The organism is Psychrobacter sp. TB67 (assembly GCF_000511065.1).
GTDB classification, from domain to species: domain Bacteria; phylum Pseudomonadota; class Gammaproteobacteria; order Pseudomonadales; family Moraxellaceae; genus Psychrobacter; species Psychrobacter okhotskensis.
Genome location: NZ_AYYA01000006.1, coordinates 64,718 through 87,746 on the forward strand (window position 1 = coordinate 64,718; position 23,029 = coordinate 87,746).

18 protein-coding genes and 1 tRNA gene are annotated in these 23,029 nt (G+C 42.4%); 12 read left to right on the top strand and 7 right to left on the bottom strand.

Annotation, left to right across the window (positions count from 1 at the left end; genetic code table 11):
• Positions 1-14: 14 nt before the first annotated feature.
• Complete coding sequence (locus W293_RS0101020) at positions 15-2,021, bottom strand: mechanosensitive ion channel family protein (RefSeq protein ID WP_025650682.1); 2,007 nt, start codon at positions 2,019-2,021, stop codon at positions 15-17.
• 144 nt (positions 2,022-2,165) lie between these two features.
• Positions 2,166-3,626 carry a cysteine--tRNA ligase gene (gene cysS / locus W293_RS0101025; protein ID WP_025650683.1) on the bottom strand — a complete coding sequence of 487 codons (1,461 nt, stop codon included), beginning with the start codon at positions 3,624-3,626 and terminating at the stop codon, positions 2,166-2,168.
• Between the two features lie 232 nt (positions 3,627-3,858).
• Between cysS and W293_RS0101030 the strand changes: the two genes are divergently transcribed.
• Positions 3,859-4,497: a cob(I)yrinic acid a,c-diamide adenosyltransferase gene (locus W293_RS0101030; protein WP_025650684.1), complete on the top strand. Its 639-nt coding sequence runs from the start codon at positions 3,859-3,861 to the stop codon at positions 4,495-4,497.
• A gap of 148 nt (positions 4,498-4,645) precedes the next feature.
• Here the strand turns inward: W293_RS0101030 and W293_RS0101035 are convergent, their stop codons facing one another.
• A complete protein-coding gene (locus W293_RS0101035; RefSeq protein ID WP_025650685.1) occupies positions 4,646-5,626 on the bottom strand; it encodes a hypothetical protein in 981 nt (326 codons plus the stop codon).
• 427 nt (positions 5,627-6,053) lie between these two features.
• On the opposite strand from W293_RS0101035, the gene W293_RS0101040 reads away from it, so the two are divergent.
• From W293_RS0101040 to W293_RS0101095, 11 genes are all read left to right on the top strand, one after another.
• Entirely contained in the window at positions 6,054-6,782 is a 729-nt protein-coding gene (locus W293_RS0101040; RefSeq protein WP_025650686.1) for a glycerophosphodiester phosphodiesterase, read from the top strand.
• Between the two features lie 301 nt (positions 6,783-7,083).
• Positions 7,084-8,481 (top strand): acyl-CoA desaturase, encoded by a 1,398-nt coding sequence (locus tag W293_RS0101045; RefSeq protein WP_025650687.1) that lies wholly within the window; start codon positions 7,084-7,086, stop codon positions 8,479-8,481.
• 282 nt (positions 8,482-8,763) lie between these two features.
• Positions 8,764-10,230 (top strand): protein adenylyltransferase SelO, encoded by a 1,467-nt coding sequence (locus W293_RS0101050; RefSeq protein ID WP_025650688.1) that lies wholly within the window; start codon positions 8,764-8,766, stop codon positions 10,228-10,230.
• Between the two features lie 353 nt (positions 10,231-10,583).
• Positions 10,584-12,926: an NADP-dependent malic enzyme gene (locus W293_RS0101055; RefSeq protein WP_037024869.1), complete on the top strand. Its 2,343-nt coding sequence runs from the start codon at positions 10,584-10,586 to the stop codon at positions 12,924-12,926.
• Positions 12,927-13,092: 166 nt separating this feature from the next.
• Complete coding sequence (locus tag W293_RS0101065; RefSeq protein WP_025650690.1) at positions 13,093-14,295, top strand: tRNA nucleotidyltransferase; 1,203 nt, start codon at positions 13,093-13,095, stop codon at positions 14,293-14,295.
• 33 nt (positions 14,296-14,328) lie between these two features.
• The gene (locus tag W293_RS0101070; protein ID WP_025650691.1) at positions 14,329-15,135 is read left to right on the top strand and encodes a pteridine reductase; all 807 of its coding nucleotides are present in this window, start codon (positions 14,329-14,331) and stop codon (positions 15,133-15,135) included.
• An 83-nt stretch (positions 15,136-15,218) separates the two neighbouring features.
• A tRNA-Ile gene (locus W293_RS0101075) sits at positions 15,219-15,295 on the top strand.
• Positions 15,296-15,444: 149 nt separating this feature from the next.
• Complete coding sequence (locus W293_RS0101080; protein WP_025650692.1) at positions 15,445-16,623, top strand: tyrosine-type recombinase/integrase; 1,179 nt, start codon at positions 15,445-15,447, stop codon at positions 16,621-16,623.
• Between the two features lie 44 nt (positions 16,624-16,667).
• Positions 16,668-17,663 carry a hypothetical protein gene (locus W293_RS0101085; protein WP_143007416.1) on the top strand — a complete coding sequence of 332 codons (996 nt, stop codon included), beginning with the start codon at positions 16,668-16,670 and terminating at the stop codon, positions 17,661-17,663.
• A 189-nt stretch (positions 17,664-17,852) separates the two neighbouring features.
• Positions 17,853-18,038: a helix-turn-helix transcriptional regulator gene (locus W293_RS15875; RefSeq protein ID WP_227502338.1), complete on the top strand. Its 186-nt coding sequence runs from the start codon at positions 17,853-17,855 to the stop codon at positions 18,036-18,038.
• Between the two features lie 2 nt (positions 18,039-18,040).
• Positions 18,041-19,468, top strand: coding sequence for a DUF3631 domain-containing protein (locus W293_RS0101095; RefSeq protein WP_025650695.1), 1,428 nt, complete (start codon positions 18,041-18,043; stop codon positions 19,466-19,468).
• 305 nt (positions 19,469-19,773) lie between these two features.
• Here the strand turns inward: W293_RS0101095 and W293_RS0101100 are convergent, their stop codons facing one another.
• From W293_RS0101100 to W293_RS0101115, 4 genes are all read right to left on the bottom strand, one after another.
• Positions 19,774-20,247, bottom strand: coding sequence for a hypothetical protein (locus W293_RS0101100; protein WP_025650696.1), 474 nt, complete (start codon positions 20,245-20,247; stop codon positions 19,774-19,776).
• 297 nt (positions 20,248-20,544) lie between these two features.
• Positions 20,545-21,633, bottom strand: coding sequence for a helix-turn-helix transcriptional regulator (locus W293_RS0101105; protein ID WP_025650697.1), 1,089 nt, complete (start codon positions 21,631-21,633; stop codon positions 20,545-20,547).
• A 67-nt stretch (positions 21,634-21,700) separates the two neighbouring features.
• A complete protein-coding gene (locus W293_RS17395) occupies positions 21,701-21,889 on the bottom strand; it encodes a hypothetical protein (protein WP_227502337.1) in 189 nt (62 codons plus the stop codon).
• Entirely contained in the window at positions 21,838-22,569 is a 732-nt protein-coding gene (locus W293_RS0101115) for a protein phosphatase 2C domain-containing protein (RefSeq protein ID WP_025650698.1), read from the bottom strand. The genes W293_RS17395 and W293_RS0101115 overlap by 52 nt, the downstream gene beginning before the upstream one ends.
• Between the last annotated feature and the right edge of the window lie 460 nt (positions 22,570-23,029).

The following is a 23,029-nucleotide window of genomic DNA, read 5'->3' on the forward strand; positions in this document are numbered from 1 at the left end:
TTGACCGTTCCAACTTATACGCTAGTGTCTTTAAATATCAAGCGCTCAGCGGGGAGATAAGCTTGCTGTTCAGCATATAAATAACTTAACATCTGCTCGCGTACCTGACACTCCAACCGCCAAGCGTTGATAGGACTATCAGACGCTTGGCTACAGCGTAATTTTATGGTGTTTTCGGACACGGATACTGTATACATTTCAGGCTCAGTTTCACCGTCCCATAAGTCGTTCGCTTTGACCAGCTTGATATATTGTTGCCTGATTGCTTCGATATCAGCGCCATAGTCGACGTAGAGATAAATCACACAGGTTTGATGCGAGTCTGTATGCGACCAATTCTCTACGATTTCGGTGACGAAGTGGCGCATTGGAATAATCAACCGGCGCTCATCCCAAGTCTGCAGAACCGCATAGGTATAGCCCAAATCCTCTATCGTCGTCCACTCACCTTCCATCATGACTGTATCACCAATACGCACTGGCTGAGTGATGGCAACCTGCATACCAGCAATGACATTACCCAATATCGGCTGAGCGGCGATACCGATAACGGCACCAGCAATACCTGCGGAAGTCAGCAAGGTCTTACCCAATCCTTGAATATTGGTGAACTCACTGAGGCCAATCCAAATACTACCAAGGATCATGACGAAGATAAAAATGCGGCGAAATATAGAAACGTAAGTACGGCGACGACGACCTTTATCAAACTGCTCGTCGCCTAGATTTTCAATCTGCAAATCTTTGTAGCGATTGGCAAAAAAATTAATCGCTCGAATACCCAGCCACAACGCGCTAAAGACCAATCCCACCCAAATGATCGGACGTGTCGATGAAGCGACCGCATCCAAGTAAGGAAAACCGCCCGATACCAAGGTAAATACCGAGGAAAAACTGATGGTAAAGGTCAAGGGTACCGTCAGCTTATTGACCAAATCTTCCACGCTATTATGGTGAACCGTACCCAGCCGATTGCCTTCTTTATCTCTAACATACCAATTAAGGAGCTTGCCTGCGCCTTTACTCAATAACCAGCCAACCCCCATGGTAAATGAGAAGAAGATAAGTAATGCTAAAAACTCCCAGATGGCGATACTAAATAACTGTAATTTTGTCCACGCCGGTAAATAACGCTCAAACTTTGCAGGATGATATTGCTCATAGAGGTTATCGATATTACCAACCGTTTGGGCAGAAAATATCCAAAAAGGCGCACTATCATCAATGCGCACACGCTCCAAATGTATCGGTACGCGACGTTCACGATAATCGATATAACCAAGCTGAATGGAGCGTCTAGGAATCCCTTGAATACTGTTGGTGCTGCCAAGCGGTGGCTCAATCAAACCATCAGGACGGTCTGGCAATTTATCAAAAACATACAGCTTCTTTTCAACCAACAAAAAATCAAGCTGTTTGGCCAGCTCAATCGCCCGATTACGCTGCAGCTTGTCATCAATGAGGTTCATATTGAGTGCATAAGCGGCCAAGTCATACTGCTGCTTCATGACGGCTGACTGAAAAAACTCTAATGTGGCAAGCGGCGTAGATAAATTCGGTGGTTCAGCTAACGGCGGCAATCCTGCATTTAGCTTGTTTAAGGAATAATAGCTTTCGTTATAATCACCAGTGAGACCAGTATCTCCTTGCAGTATGCCTGCCTGCTGCACGGCATCCTTGTCTAAAGGATTGAAGGTTTCTTCTGCAATATCTGAGACACTAATGCCGTCTTGTTTGAATTGATCAATTTTCTGCGCTGTATAATCTATCAGGTTTTCTGGCTTTGCCATCTCAGGGTTTTTTGTAGTGTCTTGCCTATCAACTGTTGTATCGCTACCGGTTGCCGCAGTTGCTGGAATATAAAACACACTGCACAACATGACGAGCATACTGAGTAAAAATGTCAGTCCACTATGATGACGCACAACATTGTCATCGCTAGCAGAACCCTCAATAACATTAGCGTTATGATTGACGTTTTTAACGTGGGTCGTATTTAGAGAATTAAGGGAGTTTTGCATACGAAAAATCTTGGCCTCGGTGTGTTTCTAACCTAATGCAGTCTACAAAAAAAAGCCAGCGCAATGCTGACTTAATTTATTAGTTGACGTACTTTATTGTTGATAGCTTCTATATTCAGCAAAGCACTATTAAACACAGCACTATTAAGCACGGCGCCAAGTCGTACCAGCTCGGCTGTCTTCAAGCTCAATGCCCGCCGCTTTTAATTGTTCACGCACCTCATCGGCACGCGCAAAGTCTTTGTTGGCTTTAGCCTCTGCACGCTCAATGATTAGACCATCAATAGCCGCATCGCTTAAACCATTATCCGCTTGATCGCCAATGACAGCTTGCAAAAACTGTGATACTGGTTGCTGCAGAATATTTAATACCTGTGCCAAGGCTTTGAGCTGCTGCGCCAACTGCCATGCAGTATCTACCTCTTCAGCTTTGATCGCTTTATTGATATCACGGGCCAACCCGAACAAGACACTAATCGCCGTTGAACTATTAAAATCATCATTCATGGCTTTGATAAAATCTTGTCCAGCAGGGCTGCTGTAAGCGTCATTTATTAAAGACTCATTAATCGTCAATTCCTCACCTTTTTGCTGTTCAGCAACTTTGAGCGCTTGGTATAGTCTGCTTAGGCTATTATGAGCCTCATCTAATGCCGTATCCGAAAAGTTTACTTGGCTACGGTAATGGCTGGATAATAAAAAGAAGCGCAGCGTTTCAGGATGAAAATGTGCAATAACATCACGAATTGTGGAAAAATTACCCAATGACTTAGACATTTTTTCGCCATCGACGTTGATAAAGCCGACGTGCATCCAGTTACGTGAATACTCGCAGCCAGTCGCTGCTTCAGATTGAGCAATCTCGTTTTCATGGTGTGGAAATTGTAAATCATGACCACCGCCATGGATATCAAAGGTATTGCCTAGGCACTTGGTCGACATCGCCGAGCATTCAATATGCCAACCTGGACGTCCTTGACCCCACGGTGATGCCCATTGCGGCTCATGAGGTTTAGCCGCTTTCCATAGGACAAAATCAAACGGGTTGCGTTTGTCGTTTTCGACATCAACGCGCGAGCCTGCCTGCATATCATCGAGATTACGTTTTGATAACTTACCATAATCTGCAAAGCTATCTACAGCATAATAGACATCGCCGTTATCGCCAGCATACGCATAATCGCCGGTAACTAACGTCTCAATCATTTGTTGCATCTCATCGATATGGTCAGTCGCACGCGGCTCGGTATTAGGCGTCAAGCAGCCAAGGGCTGAGAAGTCCTCATGCATTGCTTTAATAAAGCGCTCAGTCAATGCACTGATAGCCTCGCCGTTTTCATTCGCGCGCGCGATGATTTTGTCATCAATATCAGTGATATTGCGCACATAATTAACGTCATAACCTATTTGTGTTAGCCAACGTACTGCCATATCAAAGCCAATCATCATCCGCGCATGACCAATATGACAATAATCATAAACGGTCATGCCGCACACATACATACCTACTTGCCCGGCTTTAAGTGGTACAAACTGACGTTTACCGCCCGTCAGTGAATCATAAATGGCAAGCTGAGACATCGCATCGGCAAGAGGTGTGGTCATGGTATAAAAGCCTTTTAATTAGAACAAGATAGATAAATTGAGATGACGATAAAATATGAGTATCGTACTATTAGCCACTAACCGCGACTAATAAGATTATAAACTTGAAAGTTACCGCTTTATAAACGCTTTATAAAACTTAACCCATTATCTTAGCGAAATCGGCTGGAAAATACTACAATGAGCGCGCAACTAACCCTATTCAATGATAAAAACCGTTAAGGATGTAGAAATGGCCAATCGCTTAAGCAAAATATATACGCGCACCGGAGATGATGGTAGCACCGGTATGGCAGATGGCAGTCGCGTAAGTAAAGCCGACAATTTATTTAGCGTAATGGGCGATATCGATGAGCTCAACTCACACATCGGCTTGGTACGGGCACACTTAACACAAGCTACTGATAATGAAAACGCAAACCAACAACATCTGCCTGAACGCTTACAACAGCAAAAAGAGTTAGACTTTGCTCAAGCCTTGGTCATAATTCAGCATTTATTATTTAATATCGGCGGTGAGCTCGCCATGCCAGAATATGAAGGCGTTAATGCCAGCCATATTGAATGGCTAGAACAACAAATTGATGCGATGAACACAACTCTGCCACCGCTCAAGGACTTTATCTTGCCGACAGGCTCACTATTGGTCAGTCAACTACACGTCGCGCGTACGGTTTGCCGCCGCGCTGAGCGCCAAGCGGTACTATTGCAGCAAGAGCGTCCAGCAGCGATTCGCAGTACTGCCGTTAGCTTTATCAATCGCTTGTCTGATTGGTTGTTCGTTGCCGCGCGTTTTTGTACCGACCCTGCCCAAGTCTCTGAGGTGCTGTGGGACAATCAAGTCTTGCAAGATTTTGCTAATGATAAATAGTCACCCATAGCATAAAGGCAAATGATGTAGTTTTACTATAGCAATCCCACCTTATCCAAAAAGGTTAGTTCTATAAAAAAGCCCGCTACGTTAATGTAGCGGGCTTTTTTATAGTTGTATCACGTAGCAACTGCTGCGTTTTTATGACTTAATAAGTAGCACTGTCATCTTCAATGATGACCATATCAATGCTCTCATCATTAGGTACTAATTTTGGCGAGGTTTGGGTTGCCGGTTTTTTGGTGTCAGTGCTTGGCGCTGCTTGATTATTTTCTGTAGCACTGCTCTGACTGTTATTTTGGCTACTACTTGGATTGTTAATAGTCGGTGGCGTAGCAGGCTCAGCTGGACGAGCAGGGGCCGTCGGCGTCACAGTTCTTGGCTGACGGGTTGGCGCTGATTGATTGTTGTTATTATTGTTCTGTGCAGTGTCACGGCGACGCTCAGCCTGTTGAGCGGCACGCTGGGAACGTTGCTCATCAACTGCTGACTTAAATGCAGATCCTGCCATCACATCTGCCACCACAGTCAATAATGCCGGTTGTCCAGCAATACGGGTACGAACTTGACCACCTTGAGTACCAACGACATAAGTAAAGGCGTCGTCAACGAGCATATTATTATTGATACGAATATTGTTTTGCGCTAAGCGAGACTGCAAGCTTGGCTGGTTACCGGCTGCTTGTACTTGACTGGCCTGGTACAAATCTTCGCTTGGCAGAGTCATGCTAACGCTTGCCTGACAAGTGGTCATGCCGTTGTTATTGGCTTCTTGTAAGATCGCTGCATTTTGTACGTCAATGACAATACCATTGATTTTGTCAGTGACAACACCACTATTTAGACTGATTTCTGCCTCATTGACATAATTGGCAGCCAACGTTTGAGCCTGCTGATTGAGCGTGTTTTTTAGCGCGGATTTCAAGCGGTCTTGTACCATCGGATCATCACAACTGACGGCAGGCGTGATGACATTATCGTCAACTGCTGGCTGTTCTACTGTTGCCTCTGTCGTCTCAGCGCTATCGTCTTTATCTGAGCGATCACAACCTGTCACGGCCAAACCACATATCAGACTAATACCGGCGACGTGCTGCCATTTGATCCACTTGCTTTTTGTTGCGCTCATACTCAATTTGCTCCCAATTTACTAATTCTTACCGTCAGCGATGGACAGTATTTGACATTCAGATCGCAACACTTGCCGCGATAGATTTGAAAATCACATTATTATACGGTGTTTAAATGAGATGGTCATTAGTGTGACCCCTTGCTGTACAAATAATGTCTTACATTGTGCCCAAAACCTATGTTTGGTTGCAAAAACATAACAAATACATACTTATATCATCGCTAAGAATATTTAAACAAGGGCTTAATTCTAGCGGAAACTTGCAACAAACTATTCCTGAAACAACTTTCAAATATTAGCTTACTTTTCAATATCACAACCCTCTAAGACGGTATTTAATCCAAAACTATTTTGCAAATTTCGTTAGATTCTGTCGGTTGGACGCTATATCATTACTCGTAAAAATAGCCGACAGTTCCTCATTATGATAAATCTTAACAATACACTTTTACTCGGTCATCGCGGTGCGCGTGGTGAAGCAGTCGAGAATACCTTAGCAGGTTTTGAACACGCTCAACGTCTCAATCCTCAAGGTTTAGCAGGGGTTGAGTTTGATGTACAGTTGAGTGCGGATGAGCAATTAATCGTATTCCATGACGACAATCTACAACGCATGTGTGGTCAGCAATCGCGCATCGATCAATTAACGCTCGCTGAGATTCAGCGCTATCGTCAGGATAAACACCCACTTATTACTTTAGACCGCGCATATCAAGCATTGACCAATTTTAGCTATATAGAGCTTGAGATAAAGACTCATGAGCGTACCAATTACACGCAGTTGGTACATGCATTGACACGTAATCTCCTTGACACCCCGATTGCTAGCTTACCTATTGTCCTGACTAGCTTTGATGTCGAATTACACGCGCGGCTGCAACGCAATAAAACCTTACAACATATTCTGCGTGGCTTACTGATTCGCACCCCTAAAACTTTGCTAAGCGCACCACAAACTGCCCTGCAACTTGGCTGCGTCCAGCTAGGTATTCACTATCCATTGCTGACTCAAGCAGTCATTAAGCACTGTCATCGTTATCACCTGCCAGTCAGCGCGTGGACCGTCAATGATAGCGAGACGATTAAACAGCTTATTACGTGGCAAGTCGACGTCATCATTACCGATTATCCAACCTATTTTCTCACGCGCTAAGTAAGTGAACTTCTTACCTATCTTTTTGTCATATTTCAAAAAACTTGCTTGAAAATGGCTTAAAAAAGCCAGCTAATTAATTGCCTGATAGTCATTTATACATTTTTATCGCACACATATTTATCTTTTTACTTACACTTTCACTTAATTGCTGATAAGTAAGGGATTATTTGGGTTAATCACTACCATAACTCCTACAAGTTATTGTTATTTAGCAATATTTTTCTAGTGTATAACTGTTCACTTTACTAGTCTTTTAGGGTAATATGGAGGCTGAAATTAATATCATTAGGAATATTACATGATTGCTAAAAAAGTAATAGGCTTACCACTTAAGGGCTTGCGTTTTGCCATGAAGTCGGGTGATACGCTTATACAGCATGCTGGCACTCAGGCGCTGCGCGTGAAGACGTGGCTTGATACTGGCAAAAGCAAAACTGATGAGGCTGCCGATACGCAGTTTGCGACGACGAGCGGTTATAAAGATGCCAATGCAGTCGCTAACTATGAAGGTATCGATCCGCTTGAGCTTGAATTTCAAAAGTCGCCCATCAATCTGGTTCCAGCGATTTTTCTGATTACAACGCCTATTGCTGCTGCCGTCATTACGCCATGGTACTTGATGACCCATCAAGTTAGTGCGCCGGTTTGGGGCGTGTTTGGTGCCTTTATGGTGTGGACCGGTATTAGTATCACTGCAGGCTATCACCGCCTATTGTCGCATCGCGCTTATAAAGCCCATCCCTTGGTAAAAAACTTCCTATTACTTGGCTCAACCCTTGCGGTTCAAGGCTCTGCTTTTGACTGGGTATCGGGCCACCGTACGCATCATCGTCATGTTGATGACCGCATGGAAGATCCTTATTCAGCAAGACGTGGTTTTTGGTTCAGTCATATCGGTTGGATGTTACGCAATTATCCTAGTGGTCGCTTTGATTATAAAAACATTCCTGATTTGACCAAAGATAAAGTGCTACAGATTCAGCATAAATACTATGGTTTATGGGTACTGGCTACCAACGTTGCGATGGTTGCGGCAGTTGGTTGGTTAATCGGTGACGTTTGGGGCACGCTCGTATTGGCAGGTCTACTGCGCTTGGTATTGACCCACCACTTTACTTTCTTTATCAACTCGTTATGCCACATGTTTGGTACGCGTCCTTATACGGATACCAATAGTGCGCGCGATAACTTTTTCCTTGCTATCTTTACGTGGGGTGAGGGTTATCATAACTATCATCACTTCTTCCAATACGACTATCGTAATGGTGTGAAATGGTGGCAATATGACCCAACTAAATGGTTGATTGTTGGCTTATCTAAACTTGGTTTAACGAGTGAATTGCGTACGGTTGACGACACCACCATCAAGCATGCTGAAGTGCAAATGCAGTTCAAAAAAGCCCAACAGCAGATTGATAATGCCACCGCAAACGGACTTGATATTCCTCATGCGATGAAGAGTTTCCAAGATCGTATTAAGTTTGAATACGATGCCTTTACGCAGACGGTCGAAGAATGGCAAGCGCTAAAAGCCAAAACCATTGAGCTGAAAAAGACTGAATTTGCTGATCGCTTGCATGAAGTTGAAGAAACGCTAAAACAGGATTATGCCAAGGTTGAACAAAAAATACTGGCGCATAACAGTAATTTAAAGACAGCATTTCGCTCTATTGGTCACAGCTCCAAAGCCGCTTAAGCGTTAACAGCAGACCCGTAATGTGACGTTAATGTGACTTTCTTATTTTTGCTTTTCTCCTTCCCTTTATCTGTAATAGATAGAGGGATTTTTTTGTTTAGCGTTTATTCACAGCACTTATTTATCTGCAAGGCGCATGAAATCGGACAGGATTAATTAGGCAAAATTTGAAGGTATAGATTACAAGAGATGGACAGAGCGAAACGCTGCAATGGTAAGGCTATGCTATAGTAAGTTACTCACTTTATAATTCGATTTTATCAGCCGATGGGAAAGCCTTGTATGCGCTATCAAAACACCTACGTCAATCTAGACACACGTCTCTATCACAAACAACCTCCTACACCGCTAGAAAATCCACGGATTGGTCACTTCAACCTGCAGGTGGCACAGCAATTGGGCTGGGCAGATGATGAGGATTTAATGGCGCGCTGGGTTGAGATACTCGGTGGTCAATACTTGCCAGCAGATTTTGAACCCTTAGCCATGGCTTACGCGGGTCATCAGTTCGGGCAATGGGCAGGCCAATTGGGTGATGGGCGCGGCTTACTCATGGCACAAGTGCTCGACAATAATGATACGTTGCAAGACTTACATCTTAAAGGCATCGGCCTGACGCCTTATTCGCGGATGGGTGATGGACGCGCTGTGTTACGCAGTACTATTCGCGAGTATTTATGTGGTCATGCCCTCACTCAGCTGGGTATCCCGTCTTCCAATGCCTTGGGGTTTGTGGTCTCAGATACTCGGGTACGCCGCGAGCGTATGGAAGCGGGCGCGGCATTGATGCGCGTGGCTGACAGTCATATTCGCTTGGGTCACGTTGAGTGGATTGCCAGCTTCGCCCCTGATTTACTCAATGAATTTACCGATTATATGATTGATACGTACTATCCAAAGTGCCGCCAAAGCGAGACACCCGTGTTGGCATTTTTGACCGCCGTGGTTGAGCGTACCGCACGAATGATTGCGGACTGGCAGCTAATCGGCTTTGCTCATGGCGTGATGAATACCGATAACTTATCCATTACAGGAAGCACTTTAGACTTTGGGCCGTTTGGCTTTATGGAGCGCTTCGATCCGGCGTGGATCAATAACCACTCTGACCATACTGGGCGTTACGCTTATCAAAATCAGCCTGCTATTGGGCATTGGAATCTCAATACTTGGCTACCGCATTTTATGCGCGTAGAAGGAGTCACCCGTGAGACATTGGCTGACTGTTTGGCGCCTTACGAGGCGACCTTTATGCAGCACTACCAACAGGGACTGTGCCGTAAGCTCGGTCTGCCGCACGAAAAAGAGAGCTTAACCTTGGCCTTTGAATGGCTCACCTTGCTCGAAGATAACTTACTCGATTATACCAATAGCTTTAGAGCATTATTGGCTCTCGTAGCACCAGATGATTATCCTCATGAGCAGCAGCTACTGTCTACCCTGACAGCAGGACTCACCGATGAGGCAAGTAAAGTTTGGCAAGATTGGTCGACGCGCTATCTGGCCCAGTTACAGTCAGTGTCTGTCAAACAAGCGCTTGATAGCATGCGAGAGAATAATCCCGTTTATGTGCTGCGTAATAGCATGGCTCAGCGTGCCATTACTGCCGCTGAACAAGGTCAATTTGAAGAAGTTAATCGGGTGTTCGAGCTACTTGCCAACCCTTATAATGTCCAAGATATCGCTATCGAACTGGATAGTAAGCCGCCTACGCCTCATGCACCGCAAATGCCGATTAGTTGTTCGTCTTAATAAGCCTGCTATACTGTAATATTTTGAAACATAATAGGAATGGGGTTGATATTTGACTCCAATCTTTGGCATTATCAACGGGCTAAATGATGAATATCATTTAATTATATTATTCGCATAATTCACAGCTGTTGACTAGGCAGTGAAATGCCAATAATGCTAGAATGACTATTTTGCAGGATTGCTTTTTTTCGCTGCTATCTAAGCGCCGATACTTATCTTTTGCCGATACTTATTTTTTTAGTGTGACTTTACCCTCTTCTCATCATATCTCATGGTTTTTTGAGGGTTAGGCGTTAGTTTTTTTATCACCATTTAATCTATTCCAATTTATTCCAACCATGGCAATTATTATGAATGACGATATCACTTTGAATACGGATAACCCTACTACGGAAAAAGAGCAGTTTGAACAAGCTGCCCTCCATTATCATGAGTTCCCAAGGCCGGGTAAAATCTCAGTTACGCCTATCAAGCAATTGGCCAATCAACGTGATTTGGCACTCGCCTATTCACCAGGTGTTGCCATACCCTGTCTTGAAATTCAAAGAGACCCAGCCTTGGCTGCCAAGTATACAGCGCGTAGCAACTTGGTCGGCGTCATCACCAACGGTACTGCCGTACTGGGTCTAGGTAATATCGGGCCATTGGCGTCAAAACCAGTGATGGAAGGTAAAGGCGTTCTATTCAAAAAGTTTGCAGGTATCGATGTTTTTGATATTGAAATTGCCCAAAATGATCCAGATAAATTCATCGAAGCCGTCGCTTCTCTTGAGCCAACATTTGGTGGTATCAACTTAGAAGACATCAAAGCACCAGAATGCTTCAAAATCGAACGTGAATTGCGTAAACGCATGAACATTCCTGTATTCCATGACGATCAACATGGTACTTCAATCATTGTTGCCGCTGCCATGCTCAATGCGTTGATTATCACTGACAAAAAAATTGAAGATATCAAAGTCGTCTGTTCAGGTGCTGGCGCAGCAGCAATCTCTTGCTTAGATATTATTTGCGCACTTGGCGTCAATAAAGACAATATCATTGTCTCAGATTCGCGCGGTATCATTAGCACCAGCCGTGAAAACCTTGACGAAACAAAGCAACGCTACGCTCGTGACACGACCGCCACTACTATCGATGAAGTGATGGATGATGTCGATATGTTCCTAGGGCTATCCATGCCAGGAATTTTATCAGAAGATATGGTTCGTCGCATGGCAAAAGACCCTATTGTCTTTGCCCTTGCCAACCCGACACCAGAAATTATGCCAGAGTTGGCACATGCTGTGCGTCCAGACGTCATTATGGCAACTGGTCGCTCGGATTATCCAAACCAAGTCAACAATGCCTTATGTTTCCCTTACATCTTCCGTGGAGCATTAGACGTCGGTGCCACAACTGTCAATGAAGAGATGAAAGTTGCCTGTGTACGTGCGATTGCTGCCATGGCGCACGTTGAAGCGACACCGACCACCAATGTTAGAAACATCGAATCGATGAAAAGTTTTGGTCGTGACTACTTAATCCCAGGTCCACTAGAGCCAAACTTAATCATTGAAATCGCTTCTGCGGTTGCCAAAGCGGCGATGGATTCCGGTGTTGCCACGCTCCCTATCACAGATCTTGCGGCGTATCGTCAACGTCTGTCTGAGTTTGTCTATAACTCAGCCTTCGTCATGAAGCCTATTTTTGCTCGTGCCAAAGCCGCACCAAAACGCATTGTTTATTGTGAAGGCGAAGACAATAACATCTTACTTGCGGTTCAGGTCGTCGTCGACGAAGAGCTGGCGCAACCTATCTTGGTTGGTCGTCCTTCAGTTATCGAAGCCAATATCGAAAAACTGGGCTTGCGTCTAAAAGATGGCGTGAACATCACTATCGTCAATCAAGATGACGACCCACGCTATAAAGAGTACTGGCAGGGTTATTATGAGAAGAACAAGCGTAAAGGCGTTAGTATTGAACTTGCCCGCCGTGATGTTCGTCGCAAGACCACATTAATCGGCTCACTATTGGTCGAAAATGGCGATGCCGATGGTATGATATGTGGTACGTTTAGCCATTATCAATTGCATTTAGACTACGTACAAAGCGTCATTGGCAAAAAAGAAGGCGTCAAAGATTTTTATGCGATGAATGCCGTACTTATGCAAGATCGCAATATTTTTATCGCTGACACCTATATCCATGAAGATCCAACGGCTGAACAACTGGCTGAAATGACCGTTCTGGGCGTTAATCAATTACGCCGCTTTGGGATCACGCCACGTGTTGCGCTCGTATCACATTCTAACTTTGGTACCTCAAACCGTGCCAGCGCGGTCAAAATGCGTAAAGTGTATCAATTACTAACCGATATGAATGTTGATTTTGATTTTGAAGGCGAGATGCAAGGTGATGCTGCTTTGAACGAAGCGATTCGTCTAGAAGATATGCCATCAAGCCCATTAAAAGGTGCCGCAAACTTGCTTATCTTGCCAACGCTTGATTCAGCAAACATCGCCTTTAACCTGCTCAAAACAGCAACTGGTAGCGCCTCTATTGGTCCTATTTTGCTCGGTGCGAATAAACCAGTCCATATCCTAACGCCATCAGCGACCGCTCGCCGTATTGTCAATATGACTGCGCTTGCCGTGACGGAAGCTCAAGATCTAGAGAATGAAGCTCAGGATTTAAAGGACGAAGCTCAATGATAGTATGAGTACACTATTGAGACCGTCGCTATAATTTATTTATCGCGACGGTCTGCTATACTAAAACCAGTCAACGCTTTTAATAAAGCATTGACTGGTTTTTTTTGCTCAGTACCACTTCTATTCATGCTATGAATGCCAATTGGGTCAATACCTAGGGAATATTATGCAAGTTTATCTCGTCGGCGGCGCAGTACGTGATCGACTGTTAGGTCGTCCTATCAAAGACAAAGACTTCGTCGTCGTCGGTGCGACAGTAGCTGAGATGATAGCTGCTGGGTTTCAACAAGTCGGCGCAGATTTTCCTGTGTTTTTGCACCCTACCAGTCATGAAGAGTATGCGCTAGCTCGTACCGAACGTAAGCAAGGTCAAGGCTATCAAGGCTTTAGTGTTCATGCCAGTCCTGATATCAGCTTAAAAGACGATCTACAACGTCGCGACTTGACCGTCAATGCCATGGCAATCGAAGTTACTAGCCTCACTGACGCCACCCCTATCAGTGGCGAAGTGGTCGATTACTATGGTGGACTGGATGATATAAAAAGCAAAACCCTACGTCATGTCTCTAGTGCTTTTAGCGAAGACCCATTACGTGTTCTGCGAGTCGCGCGCTTTTATGGACGGTATTATGACTTGGGCTTTATCATCGCTGGCGAAACACTGGAATTGATGCGTCAGTTGGTCAGCTCGGGCGAACTGACACATTTAAGTAGCGAGCGCATTTGGCAAGAATCGAGCCTTGCAATGATGCAGGTCTCTCCTCAGGTATACTGGCAGCAACTGTTCGAAATCGATGCTTTAACAGAATACTTTGCGCCCTTACATCAGATGTGGAGCATTAACGGTCACATAAGAGAGAAGGTACAGACCGCACTATATTTCGCGGGTCAAATGCAATTGAACTTATCACAACGCTGGGCGTTATTACTGTCGAGCCTTAATCCGGCGTTATTCGGTTTAGTACCCAGTGAAACGATGTCTGCCACAAAAGCCATTACTGAAATAGGCAACACCGCCAAAGTACCAAAAGCCCAAACTCAGTTTGCGACTTTATTCGTGCAACAAGACGAAAAATTAAAGCGTATAAACGAGTTGAGCCCGAGCGAAAAAATAGACCTTATTCAAGCCTGTAGTGCTCATAAAGAGCCTGATAAGCTCTCGCAACTGCTAGTAACCAGTCACGTGTTACAGCTCGCCTCTCAGCACCGTGAGATGATGTTAGCTCTAGGCAGCTTCCATGCTATTGGCGTCAAAGATATCGAATCAGACCTCAAAGGTCCAGCGATTGGTGCTGCATTGCGACAAGCCAGAATTGAACACTTACAAGCGCACGATATGTCATCAATACCCTCTGAAAAGATGGCTTAGAAATCACTCTTCAATGTCTATTAAAACCTAACTATGAATCAAAAACTTAAGATATCTTTAGCAGAAAATACTGTTGCACCAGTGATGCTGGTGACTGGCAGCGCCAAGCGTATTGGTGCCGCTATTATTCGTGCCGCACACTATCAGGGCTATCGGGTGATTATCCATTGTCATCATAGTAAGAATGCAGCAAATACCCTAGCCAATGAGCTAAATGAAAATCGAGCCGATAGTGCCGTGGTAATCGTCGCTGATTTGGCAATCGTTAATGACAGCTCGGCTCTTAGCCAGTTCATCCAAAATATCATAGGAAGTTTTGATCAGCTCGATGTGCTGGTACATAATGCGTCACGGTTTTATCCGAGTCCGCTTGGTAGTATCGAAAACGCGCAATGGGACGAATTGTTTTTGACTAATGCAAAAGCGCCCTTACTATTAAGCCAAGCGTTATATCCCTATCTTAAAGCACGGCAAGGTTGCATCATTAGCCTACTCGATATCCATGCACACAATAAGCCATTCAGCACTTATACCATCTATAACATGGCGAAAGCCGCTCACCGAATGATGGTACAATCTCTCGCACTCGATATGGCACCTGATGTACGTGTCAATGGCGTTGCCCCTGGAGTCAATATTTTGCCTGAGACTGATAGCGATCAAGCGCTTGATGATGAGCAACAACAAAGCATCGTTAGCTCCATTCCCATGCAAAGAATAGGAATGCCTGATGAAATTGCGCATAGTGTGCTATATTTGGCTAAAGCAAGTTATGTAACCGGCGAGATAGTCGCGGTAGATGGTGGACGTAGTTTGACGCTGGCCGGTGGCAGTTATTAACAAGCCGTCAAATACTCTACGCGATTTGCTAACTTTTACTTGAAAAATAAAAAAAATCAGGTATCATTGTGCGTCTACCGTTAGGGCCCATAGCTCAGTTGGTTAGAGCAGAGGACTCATAATCCTTTGGTCGTAGGTTCAAGTCCTACTGGGCCCACCATATTTTAAATCAGGCTTGTTCGCAGCGATGCGGCAAGCCTTTTTTTATGGGGATTTTAGAAGTTTCGGAATATATAGGTATATGGCGAACTATATAGAATATTGGTATATTTGTTGGTATAGATTATACCAACACGGAGATATACCAACATGCCATTAACTCATACTATTATCAATAAATTAGCTCCAAGCGAAAAATGCACCCCCAGCCGGCCTGATAAGCACAGTGACGGTGATGGTCTACAGCTGTGGGTAAGACATACAGGTAATAAGGTTTGGGTCAGCGCTTATCGCTGGCAAGGTAAACAGCAGTCACTCACTTTAGGTAAATACCCAATAATCACATTACAACAAGCACGACAGCGTAACCTAGAAATAAAGCAGCTTATTAGTGAAGGTATTAACCCAAAAGACAAGAAAAAAGAAAAGCGCGCTGAGCAAGATGGCTCGAGGCTTTTTGATAGTATTGCACAGACTTGGTATGCAGACCGTAAAACCTTTTTAGCGCCAAGTACATTTAGTCGCAACTATTCAGCTTACACACGTGACGTTAAACCAGTTATCGGTCATAAACTAATCGACGACATTACATCGCCTGATATTTTGACGATTGGTAAAAGTATCGAGGCACGCGGCGCTAATGAAATGGCTCGCCGCATAATGGCAGAAGTAGGACAGATATTTAAGCATGCTATTCGTATAGGTGTGGCTACCTCAAACCCAGCAGCAGATTTATCAGCGGCCATTAAACCGCATAAAACTAAAAATCATAGTCGCATTACTTCGAAAGAGTTGCCAAAACTCTTACAAGATATCAATGACTACACTGGGCATATCACAGTCAAATTAGGCTTATGGTTTCTATGCTACACATTCGTACGTACCAATGAGCTTAGGTTCATGGAATGGTCAGAGATAGCTTGGAACGATAAAATTTGGCGTATACCTGCAGACAAAATGAAGATGGATAGACCTCACATTGTGCCTCTTGCACCACAGGTCATAGATATATTAAAACAAATTAAAGAGCTGAATTTTTCAGAGCAGTATGTATTCTACAACCCTTCAACTCGCAAACCTTACAGCCAAAATGCTTTTATTAACGCTTTATATCAAATGGGCTATAAATATAAAATGACGGGACATGGATTCCGAGGACTGGCGAGCACTATACTTCATGAACAAGGCTTTATGCATGAAGCCATTGAGTTACAACTTGCCCATGAGCAAGAAAATAAAATTAGTAAAGCCTATAACGGCGCTCAGCATTTAGATTACCGTCAAAAGATGATGGATGAATGGGCGGATTATGTAAGCTCTTTAAAATAAGGGGTGTAATGTTTGTATGCCCAACAAAACCTCAGGTCTTTAAAATGACAAATACAGGTAAAAATATGAATTATAATAAAGAGTTATTTTATACTTTAGACGAAGTAAGGGAATTACTTCTCAAAACAGAAGACCGCTCATATAGTAAAGACGAAAGTATTGTACGTTTGATCCACACTGATCGTCTAACACCATATATAAGCTATAGCGGTCCAGTCGATATTGTAACAGAGGCAGAAGATGTTCCAGAAAAAAGTATAAAAGAAATCACAGATAGCTTATATCACACTATCAGCACTCAAATGTGCAACCTGGAAATTGGAGAAACAATCCACCCTCATGACTATGATTCAAGTACAAGTCTGAGAAACACAAAGCGCTTTATTGAAAAACTTTTATTCAGTTTAAATGCTAAGCGAGCTACAAAGAATCTCGGAGTATCTATACTAGTTGAAGGGGTCTTCAGATTGCTACCTTTAAGTGTCACATATCTAGGAGGCAATTTAGAGGTCAGTCTAGGACCCAAAATGTTTATACCTGAAAAAATTGAGGCTGATTTTGGTGATAAAGATCTCAATAATGATGAAATCAAAAATATTTTAGGTTATACCTTATCGCCTATTAATAAAGATGATTATGAACTTATATTCTTAAAAAATGACTTACAGTACATTATAACAGTTATTGAAAGTAGTCATGAACTTCCAAAATTGAGAAATAGTTTATCTGATACAAACAGAATAATTAGTCAAAAAAACAAAGAAATAGAAATACTTAGAAAAAAACTTGATAAATCTCAGTCTCAACAGACAAAAAATGATGTCAAAGATAGTGCCTACTCATTAATATTAGTTCTTAAAGATTTGTTACTAAATCCTGATATCTCTGCATATCATTTTAAAAGTGAAAGCCCTAAAAGCACAGGTAAGCCAACTCAATCTGGTTTAATTCAACATATTGTAGATGAAAATATTCCGAAACTTGGTCAAAGAAATATTGAAGACATTTTTGCTGATGCAAATGAGCGTTATAAACGCTAACATTAGCAACTTGCGATTTAGTGATCGCAAATTGCGATGACATTCTTATCTTATTTTACTATATTCCATACGTACCGCAGCATGTCGCTGCAGTACACATGGAGAAATAAAATGACCGATCAATATAACGATAATGACTGTAACGCGTCACTAAAAAATGAGTCAATTAGTACGCTACCGATCCAGGGCATGTCACGAGCAAAAACTATCCTTCCTTTTTTACCATTTTCGAGAACGACTTTACACCAGTGGAGTCGTGATGGTAGGTTTCCTGCCAGCATAAGACTGTCTCCAACCGTAGTGGCCTGGCGAAACTCTGAGGTTCTAGAATGGATTGAGAGCCATTCTACGTTTTCTAATGATAAGGAGGCATAGTCATGAGTAAAAACAACAAGGTTACACCTCCTGAGGCAATTGATGAGCAATCAGTTGACCCAATAAAAAAGCTGAGCATCCTGCCAGATGCTCAGCCTTCGAAGAGTACTAAAGATGACATTGACCAGCCATCATTAGATATTTTATCACAAAATGTGCCGAAAATTAGCTCAGAGGAAGCAAAAGCTATTATTAACAATATAGCTAAATTACCAGAGCTAGATTATCAGCTAGCACGAATTGATACTGCTAAGTTTTTAAATGTAACATTAAACGCATTTGATAAATTGGTCAAGAATGTAAAAAATGAGCTAGATGAAAACACTCAAAGTTTAGTCGTTGATACTAAGCCAAGCTCAGAACCAGTATTAGATATTGCTTTAATAGTTAGTCTAATATATCAGATACTAGAGGATCACATCGCTTGCACTGATGCAGTTAAAGTTTCTGCTACGTTATGGATATTAATGACATGGCTCGTACCAGCAAGTGATGTGTTGCCGATAGCTTGGATCAATGCTCCAGAAAAACGCTGCGGTAAAAGTACGCTATTAACATTAATGAGCCTTTTGAGCAAAAAGTCGCTGTCAACATCTAATATCACAAAATCAGCTTTGTATCGTTGCATTGAAGCTTATACACCAACGTTATTTATTGATGAAGTTGATACTTTCATTAATGATGATAAAGAAATGCGGGGCATACTAAATGCAGGGCACAGTCTTGAGCATTCTAAGGTTTTACGCTGTGTTGGAGATGATAATAAGCCAGTAGCGTTTAATGCATATGGTGCTAAAGCAATCTCAGGTATTGGCAAAATCCCTGGCACATTAATAGATCGATCAATATCTCTAACTCTGCGTCGTAAAATGAAAAATGAGTCAAAAAAACGGCTTCGTGAATTACCTATAGACGTCACTAAAACTATCCAGTCTCAGCTTGCAAGATGGTCTGATGATAATATGTTAGCGGTAAAAGCAGCAAAGCCAGTGTTACCTCCTCATATCAATGATCGTGCACAAGATAACTGGGAAATACTTCTAAAAATTGCACTAGTACTTGGTGATGACTGGCTAGAGCAGGCTTATAAAGCTTGTATTGAAATATCGGGTTTAGAAAGTGAAGAACCAAGTTTAAATGAGCAGCTATTAGCTGATATTCAAACCGTTTTTAATCTACATGGGACAGACAGACTTTTGAGTAAGAATTTGCTGGCAGGATTATGTAGAGACCCAGAGATGATCTGGTCGACTTTAAATCATGGTAAACCTATCACCCTACGGCAAATAGCTAAACGATTGAGTGGATTCAAAATTTCATCTAAAGATATGAGGACGCGTGACCTACGCGGTAACGAAGCGCGAGGTAAAGGTTACGATGTTAGAGACTTTGAGGATGCCTTTTCACGTTATCTATCACATTTACTATAGATTTTAGAGCATATACGAGAGACTGAAATCTGTTTGATACAGGTTTCGGTTCTTTTATTTTATTTAATCCAATTGTTTAGCACTGATAATCCATCCGGAAAATCAGAACACTTCTAGATACAGATTAACTGCTAAAATCCTTATCGAATTATTAGTTTAACAAGTTTATTTACCTTTATGGTGTTTTTCAGCATAGCTCATAACGCTTATATCTAAACCTTTACCTAACTCTGAGCATAAATTACTCTTAAACGGAAAGAATCAGGCTCATCAGCAATACTTGAACAGTGGTATATAAATGCATTCTAATTATTTAGTAGAGTCTCAATAGCATCTGATATATAAGCTACATCCCCCAATGACAGACTTTGACTCTTTACCATTCCAACAATCAAACCGTTAGTATTTCGATCTTCAATCAGTTGATAAATTGGCTTACCTGTCTTTGACATCATCATATTTGTTTCAGAGTCATCTATCTCGCCTACTTGAATTAACTTGAATGCATTCACACACTTAAATAGTCTTTTAACATCTGTTACATCTATACCGATAATAGTGCTTGAAGAATTTACATTAAGCAGTTCAACGACATCACTTACTTCATCTAGCTGAAACTTAATAACCGCCTCTATAATATCTAAGCTTTCATGGTCGTGGTCATCTGTTTGTAAACCTAATAAAACATCAACCTCTGCTTTCTCTTTCAGCTCAAGTAGCGCCTGCTCATCCCAGTCATCACTGATGATAAAACAGGCAATAATAAATGCAAAGAACATTAATATCACTTAATTGACGTTTTACCACTATTTTATCAATGCTACTTGGTGATGATTTACTCTCTCTAGTGAAGAACAACGCCAATACACTGGTTACTATCTTATTTCGTGCTTTGTGTGTATCAATTACTGTTTGTTAGTCTTGGTCTGCCCATGACAGAAGCTATCATATCAGAGCGTCTTGTGATAGCTCAGAGGTAACAAATTTGAATAAGTTAGCTGTGGTCATTCTGACTCCTTGATTACATTAGAAAAATATATCTGTTTTTTAGTACTTTTGGCAAAATGCTTGATCAACTATTTTGTATATAATTCCATCCCGCTTTCTAAACGCTTAAGAATAGCTTTTTTTAGCTCTAGCGGTTCAACCACTACTGCCAACTGCGACATACTTACTAGCCAATCTTGCAGACGCTGAGTATTCGCAACCGTTGCGTGCACTTCATTCCAAGTGTCATTGATAACCGTAATCGTTTGAGTAGATGATAACGGCCGCTCATATAAATGCTGGCAGGCATATTTTTGCACCTTTAGAACCAGTCCGATTTCTAAACAATTATTCAATTCCAACTTTCCTAGCTTACGTAGATTCTCAAGAGTTAAAGCATTGCGCTCTACCCAGTCCGGTACCGACTGCTCTGTTACTTCAGCTGCTTCAATACGATTAACCGCAAAATTACGGTGCGCCTTTAATAAGACATTATCATCGATATGATCGTCCGTTGGATCAAACCCAGTGAGGTACATCATATTGTCAATAAAAACGAGCCCTTTAGGATAGATTACTCTGACGGCAGGATTGTTACGCCATTTATTTTGATAGCTAATTTGAAGCTGCTTGTTTTGCAACAACGCGTGATGAATGCTAGCCAGCACGTCACTATCAAGCTTTGGTGCTTGTACGATACTAGGCAGAATAATGAGATGGTCTTTCCACTGCCCCAGACTACTTTGATTGAAGCTGTACTTGTCTTGGCGATCTAACTGGTTCAACTTATCGCTAATACTTTGCTTAAAGGGTGCTGGTAAGTAGTTGGCGGTATAGTTAGCAAGCATTTGCCAAAAGAATACCGTTTGCTCATTGATGATATCGATACTAAAACTTGGCTCAATATAAAACCGTGCGGTCTTGCCGCTGATATTCTGACTCCAAGCTGGCAACCTGATTAAAGCATCGCTATGGAAAATATCGGTAAATATTTGATTGAGACTTGTTAGGTCGTTCTCTAAGTTTTTGCGCTCGTTTGTGTAATGATCAGGGTTATCACCATAAACGTTCATTAGCTCTGTGAGCGATATTGCCTTGTCTTTACTACGTGGCAAACGCTGATAGAGCGCAAACAGACGGGTTGATTTGTTGTAGGTTGCTATTGGGTATGTAGACATATGAGCTACTCTATAGGTTATTGAATCTATCAAATTTTCATCTTAGAAATGAACTGTCATAAGACAATTATTCAAACCGTACCACAATGGCTGTACCGTTATCATAAGCATTGCCATCAGAGTCATAAACTTGCTGTCTAAGCGTCTGTAGCCACTCTTGTAAATCCGTTTGATTATCGATAAGCGCCCATTCATTACTTGGCACTAAGTCATGAATACCGTCAGTACAGACAACGAGACTATCGCCCGATTGCACGTGAAGGTCTGTTTTGTACTGTTAGGTGGCTCGCTGCTTGGGTCATCGCTATTCACTGCCAATGCAAAGCACTCAGTAATACTATACAAGCTTCCAGCCATACCTGTGCGATTGTACTCCGTAAACTCTACTTGGCGATCTTCATCTTTCGCTTGCTCATCTACCAGCTCATTCAATAGATTATGATCACGAGTTAAGCACTGCCATTCATTCTCATATTTACCTAGCTTATATACGCGGCTATCACCAACATGCCTGATGTTTATATTGATTGAATTGTCATCCTTTAATGTGCCGACAATCATGGCGAGGGTTGCTGCAGCGCCATAGCGTTTTTTTGCATGCTTTGTTTGACTCAGTTGTTGATACATACGATCTGAGGTCATGTTTTGGACGTTTGCTTGTTTGTCATCCCATAGCGCTTTAATTGCTTTGACCACTGCCTTTGAGCAGTGCTGTGACTGGTTAGAGCTGGCAACGCCGTCTGATACAGCAAGACAAAATGGCGCTTGTACTGATGTCACTGCCATCACCCCTAAATCCTCTTGATACCAATGGTCTAAAAAGAAAAATGCGTCTTGTTGGAGGTTGTTTCTAGCATTGCCTTTAAAGGTGATAGCGCAGGCGTGAGCTATCGCTCTAGTGTAAGGAGCGTATTCATCAATTAAAGCCGCTGTCATATTCATTCGCTTACTATTTATTATCATTAAGACAAGTATAGTAGACTGCCTAGTGATTTATTTTCTAGGTTATGTACTATTCTAAATTCAATTGTTTGTCTCAATATAATGGTGATTAATTGTTAAGCGGGTTATTTTGTAAGGACTATGAATGTATTTTATATAAAATATACTGACTTCTATCAGTACATACAGATTAGGCGAACTCTACTGCTTAGGTGTTAATATCATCATTTTTTGGGGTGTGCTATTATTAGCTTTAGTAGAACAAAGAACGGTGTGTTTAGCATAACCGAGCACAAAAAAGCGCTGCTAAGTCATTTCTGATTTGACTTAGCAGCGCTTTTAAGGTTTTACGAAATACTCAGGTGGTATGTGTGCTATTGGGGTTTGATAAAACTCTGGGTACGATATAACCACCAGACCACTACATTTTATCCATACCTGCTTTATTGAGAGA

What these genes read in the sequence shown, in the direction of transcription:
- W293_RS0101020 (WP_025650682.1), bottom strand. Translation starts at nt 2,021, where the DNA reads ATGCAAAACTCCCTTAATTCTCTAAATACGACCCACGTTAAAAACGTC.
- cysS (WP_025650683.1), bottom strand. Translation starts at nt 3,626, where the DNA reads ATGACCACACCTCTTGCCGATGCGATGTCTCAGCTTGCCATTTATGAT.
- W293_RS0101030 (WP_025650684.1), top strand. Translation starts at nt 3,859, where the DNA reads ATGGCCAATCGCTTAAGCAAAATATATACGCGCACCGGAGATGATGGT.
- W293_RS0101035 (WP_025650685.1), bottom strand. Translation starts at nt 5,626, where the DNA reads ATGAGCGCAACAAAAAGCAAGTGGATCAAATGGCAGCACGTCGCCGGT.
- W293_RS0101040 (WP_025650686.1), top strand. Translation starts at nt 6,054, where the DNA reads ATGATAAATCTTAACAATACACTTTTACTCGGTCATCGCGGTGCGCGT.
- W293_RS0101045 (WP_025650687.1), top strand. Translation starts at nt 7,084, where the DNA reads ATGATTGCTAAAAAAGTAATAGGCTTACCACTTAAGGGCTTGCGTTTT.
- W293_RS0101050 (WP_025650688.1), top strand. Translation starts at nt 8,764, where the DNA reads ATGCGCTATCAAAACACCTACGTCAATCTAGACACACGTCTCTATCAC.
- W293_RS0101055 (WP_037024869.1), top strand. Translation starts at nt 10,584, where the DNA reads ATGAATGACGATATCACTTTGAATACGGATAACCCTACTACGGAAAAA.
- W293_RS0101065 (WP_025650690.1), top strand. Translation starts at nt 13,093, where the DNA reads ATGCAAGTTTATCTCGTCGGCGGCGCAGTACGTGATCGACTGTTAGGT.
- W293_RS0101070 (WP_025650691.1), top strand. Translation starts at nt 14,329, where the DNA reads ATGAATCAAAAACTTAAGATATCTTTAGCAGAAAATACTGTTGCACCA.
- W293_RS0101080 (WP_025650692.1), top strand. Translation starts at nt 15,445, where the DNA reads ATGCCATTAACTCATACTATTATCAATAAATTAGCTCCAAGCGAAAAA.
- W293_RS0101085 (WP_143007416.1), top strand. Translation starts at nt 16,668, where the DNA reads ATGACAAATACAGGTAAAAATATGAATTATAATAAAGAGTTATTTTAT.
- W293_RS15875 (WP_227502338.1), top strand. Translation starts at nt 17,853, where the DNA reads ATGTCACGAGCAAAAACTATCCTTCCTTTTTTACCATTTTCGAGAACG.
- W293_RS0101095 (WP_025650695.1), top strand. Translation starts at nt 18,041, where the DNA reads ATGAGTAAAAACAACAAGGTTACACCTCCTGAGGCAATTGATGAGCAA.
- W293_RS0101100 (WP_025650696.1), bottom strand. Translation starts at nt 20,247, where the DNA reads ATGTTCTTTGCATTTATTATTGCCTGTTTTATCATCAGTGATGACTGG.
- W293_RS0101105 (WP_025650697.1), bottom strand. Translation starts at nt 21,633, where the DNA reads ATGTCTACATACCCAATAGCAACCTACAACAAATCAACCCGTCTGTTT.
- W293_RS0101115 (WP_025650698.1), bottom strand. Translation starts at nt 22,569, where the DNA reads ATGACAGCGGCTTTAATTGATGAATACGCTCCTTACACTAGAGCGATA.